Below are 4479 nucleotides of genomic sequence, written 5' to 3'. Positions count from 1 at the left end.
TTTTTATTGTTCCTTTCCTTAACTTTTGTAGTCTGGGTGATGAAAATGACAGTATAAAAGGAGAACAAAAAAGCGATCAATGCGAAAGTTGAATATTGGTAAATATATTTTTTCTTAGACCTGATAAAAGCAATAAAACCAATGATAAAAATGAGGAAAAGAATTGAAAAAATATCCAGTTTGTATCCTGCGATTCTGCCTAAGACATAGAAAACACTTATGGCAATAACATATTCAATGATAAGAGTGGTAAGATTAAAAAAAGTTTTATAAAAAATTGTTGTTTTATCGACCAATAGTGCAAAGGATGTGAAATTTAAGGCAACTACCAACAGGCCTACGAAACTGTAAATACTCAGATCTAGAATCTTACTGGCTTCAAAGGTAATATTTGAATTAAGTATCAGGGAATGAAAAAGATAATAAGTCAAAAAGAAACCGACAACCGATGATAATAACAGAATGTATCTGATTGCGTATGCCCTTAATTTGAATTTTGTAAGCAGATGTACATAAAAATGAAATTCCCGGTAAAAAATAAAAACAATGTAAAAAGCAAATATAGAGCTTAGTAACAGATCACCCAGGGAAGGTAAAAAATTGGATATGGCAAAGTATTTGGGGGAAAAGAGTTCCAGCGAGTAGATGACATCAGGCCATTGATATTGAACCATAATAAATTTGAGGCCAAATAACAGAAATGCCAGCAGTAAGATGGTCCATTTTTTAATTTTGGGTTTTGAAATTCGTTTAATTAACTGTATGAATGATATCAGTAAGAAAATCAAGCCAGAGAGATAAAGAAAAATAGGTAGGTAAAACTGAAGCAATTTAATTTTGGTAGCATTTGAAAAATTCAGGGAGAATAAATAGTGCTTTGATAAATCTTCAATTTTAAAATTATGTTTGGTTTGGTGGTAGTTTATTTCAACCGACGGATTAAGGCGAAAATCTTCCTGAAAAGTATTTTTTAGAAACTTGTTTTCAAGGGCATAATCGTATTTTACTAAAATAAGGCCTACTAATATCTGATTGCCGTTTTTTTGAGTCTTGCATATAAACCATCCGTTTTTCAGGTGAATAAAATTACGGACAAATTTTGACTGGCTGAATTTATTGCTTATGTCAATCAAATTGTCAGACCAGAATTTTAAGCTGTCATTTTTATAAAAAAGCAGGATGTATCCTTTGTTTTTATGTAAGTTTTCAAAAAACCTGGAATTTTCGTCGAAATACTTTTTATAAGAGGTGGTTTTCAGATTAACGGCGATGTCCTCCATTAATTTTTGTATCCCATTTTCTTTTTTGTGGATAGTTTGCTGGAATTCTTCAACATCAAACTGATTGTACTTATTTTGCAAAAGGTTTTTTTCAGAAATCCAGGCAAGTGCAATCAGTATAACAGCTAATATTAAATAGTTGAATTTTTTCAACATTAATTTCATTTTGAGCATCACAGTAAAAACGGAAGTTTATATAGACCTGTAAAGTTAGTAAAAGCACCTATGAAAAAAAAGAAAAGCAAATTCTGAGCCTGATCCGGATTTTTAATGAACAATTACGGAAATATTTTCAGCCGGATTAAATATCAGCCCTATACATAATGGGCAGAAGTCAGTTCCTGGTAAAAGTTTAATAAACCGGCAGGCTTCAGTGAACCTGAAATTAGTTTTAGGTTTCCCGATTTAATTGAGGATAATTTAAAATTGAAATGTATCTTTGTTTGTCTTAGCGGAAGAAATTGATGTTGCAGACAAATTATCAATCTGTAGCTTAGTCGTTATTGCTTACAGCGGATAACTGAGTTGACAGGAAGAAAAGCAAGGATATTATAAAATTTAATGTTTAAAGAAAGAGTGTTAGATGTTTGTTTAATAATAAATCTGACATTAACAAGTTTATAAATTTAAAAGGCAGAATAAATTAATTTTTTTAAGTTTAAAGGCTTTTTGTTCTATTCTATTTGTTTTCTGAGGAAAACCTAAAGGTTAAATGATTTAATGATGAAGAAGTTTTTTACTTCTTATAAATACAAATTGATAATTAATGAATCTTTTTCAATCTATCAGACATACAAAAGTTTTTCGGTTAGTGCTGGTAAAATACATTAAAAAATTAAGACTTTTTACGGGTATGGTCGTTTTAGCTGTTTCCCTTAGTCAGCCTATATTTGCTCAAATTGATTATTATTCGGGGCAGTATAAAAAAGTTTATGCCCAGGTCCGGGACCAGGATGACAATAGTCCTGTTTCACTTGCACGTATCGTAATCATAAAATCCAAGATGGGTACCTTAAGCGACAGTCTTGGTTTCTTCAGCCTTTTTGTTCACCGTTCAGATACTTTGAGTATTTCAAGCATAGGATATTTTACGCGTAAGATACCTGCTTCAGTTTTCTGGGGTAATTATACCTCCAGCCCTTTTATTCTGCTTCAGAAACGTGTTTATTCCATTGAGAAAGTTACCATTTATTCCTTGGGAAGTTATCAGCAGTTCAGGCAAAAGGTAATTGACCTGAAACTTCCGGAAACGCCCAAATTTAATCCCAAGGCTGCTGTTGTTGAAAGGAAGGATTTGATAACATTAAAACCTCAGGCCTCAATACCCATAGGAAGCCCCATTACGATGCTATATAATTTATTCAGCAAAGAAGGGAAGTCAATGCGTAAATTAGCCGAACTTCAGCAGGAAGAAAATCTTCAAAAGCAGCTGGAGAAAAAATATAATGCTTCTATCGTCAGGGATATTACAGGCCTGAAAGGAAAAGAAGTTTACGATTTCATGAAATTTTGCGGTATCCCCAATATTTTTGTCTTACAGGGAACGGATTATGAGATCTATGAAAGAATAAATATTTGTTATAAAGAATATCTTAAAAAGAAAAAATAAGTATTATTCTTTGATGGTTAAAAGATTACATTTTTCACATGGGCTGAAATTTTTAAAATATTTTGCAATCAGTCTTTCGGCACTGATATTTCTTGTTATTGGTATTGGTGTGATCATTGCTTTTTTTTATGAAGACGAGGTGGCCAGGGTTGCACTCAATGAATTGAATAAATATCTCAAATCAGAAGTTGCTGTAAAAGAAGTTCATCTTTCGCTTATCCGCAAATTTCCTAATGCATCCCTTCAATTTGAAGATGTTGTGGCTAAATCCACCCGGGAATTCAATCGACGTTCTTTTGGCAAAGTAAATACCGACACCTTGTTCAAAGCCAGGAATTTATTTCTGGAATTCAATGTTTGGAATATTATTGACAAACATTATAAGATCAAAAATATTCATTTGGACAATGGCAATCTAAACCTGTTTATAGATAAAGCCGGCCACGATAATTACCATATTTTAAAGCCTGTCAGGCAGAATAAAACTTCGAATTTCCAGTTGGCTTTAAGAAATGTTAAGCTTACCGATGTCAATTTCCAATTATATAATCTTGGGACTAATGTCCACTTGTTAGCTTCAATTAAACATAGCCGGCTTAAAGGCGATTTCTTCCGCTCCGATTTCAAGCTTAGTGAAGAAGGTTTGTTAAGAATGCAAAAATTGATTATTGGAAAATTTCAATATCTGAACCGGCCAGAAATAAAACTTTCTTTTCAATTTGATGTCTCAGGTAAAAAGTACAGAATCAAAAAAGGGAAATTTATTCTGGATGACATGAAATTTTTTGTAGATGGAGGCTTTATACTTGGAAAGCAAAAAAGCATAGACCTTAATGTGGAAGGTTTAAATCTGGACATAGACCGTTTTATTGCAAATTTACCTCAACAGTTTAGTGCTCCCCTGCGGCAATATGAAGGTTCAGGTAACCTTATTTTTAACAGTCATATCAGCGGCAGTCTGGCTTCAGGTCATCAGCCTCATATTATTGCAAGTTTTGAAATTTCTGATGGTAAATTCCAAAAGAAAGATTCAAGGCTGAAACTGACAGATCTTAAAGTACTGGGAATATACAGCAATGGCGTTAGAAATGATTTCGAGTCATCAACTATAGAATTGAAAAATTTCAGTTCGCAACTTGGAGAAAGCCAGGTATCCGGCAAGTTGAAAATGGTAAATTTCAACAATCCATATTTTACGATAGATGCTTCATCGCATATCGTTGCCTCCGACCTGCTCAATTATCTTCCCCTTGATACCATTGAAAAAGCCGAGGGAACAATTGACGCCAAACTTAAAATTTCCGGGAAACCTAAAAGTTATGCCCAGATTTCCAGAAATGATATTTTAAACGCATTGATTCAGGGGGAAACGGTTTTTCATGACGTAAGTCTTAAGGTGAAGGGTAATCCTTATACTATTTCCGGAATATCCGGGAAATTACTGGCAAATCATGATGTAAAACTGGACAATCTGACCTGTAACATTGCCGGGAATGATTTTACAATTAATGGACAGGCCATCAATCTTATGCCATTTTTGCTTGACAATGGCAAAAAGCAAACAGTGACTGTTGATGGGGATATTTATTC

At 33.3% G+C, this 4479-nt stretch carries 3 protein-coding genes; 2 read left to right on the top strand and 1 reads right to left on the bottom strand.

Translation table 11 applies throughout. The features are described 5' to 3' along the window. The coding region (locus tag Q8907_13180) for a hypothetical protein (GenBank protein MDP4275223.1) at window positions 1-1436 on the bottom strand (1436 nt) is incomplete at its 3' end. Window positions 1437-2091: 655 nt separating this feature from the next. On the opposite strand from Q8907_13180, the gene Q8907_13175 reads away from it, so the two are divergent. Together Q8907_13175 and Q8907_13170 are read left to right on the top strand one after the other, a co-directional pair. Then, complete coding sequence (locus Q8907_13175; protein MDP4275222.1) at window positions 2092-2889, top strand: hypothetical protein; 798 nt, start codon at window positions 2092-2094, stop codon at window positions 2887-2889. Between the two features lie 13 nt (window positions 2890-2902). Then, window positions 2903-4479: hypothetical protein (locus Q8907_13170; protein ID MDP4275221.1), on the top strand; the 1577-nt coding region annotated here is incomplete at its 3' end.

The organism is Bacteroidota bacterium (assembly GCA_030706565.1).
Classification (GTDB): Bacteria; Bacteroidota; Bacteroidia; order Bacteroidales; family JAUZOH01; genus JAUZOH01.
This window is presented reverse-complemented; position numbering and strand designations above follow the sequence as displayed.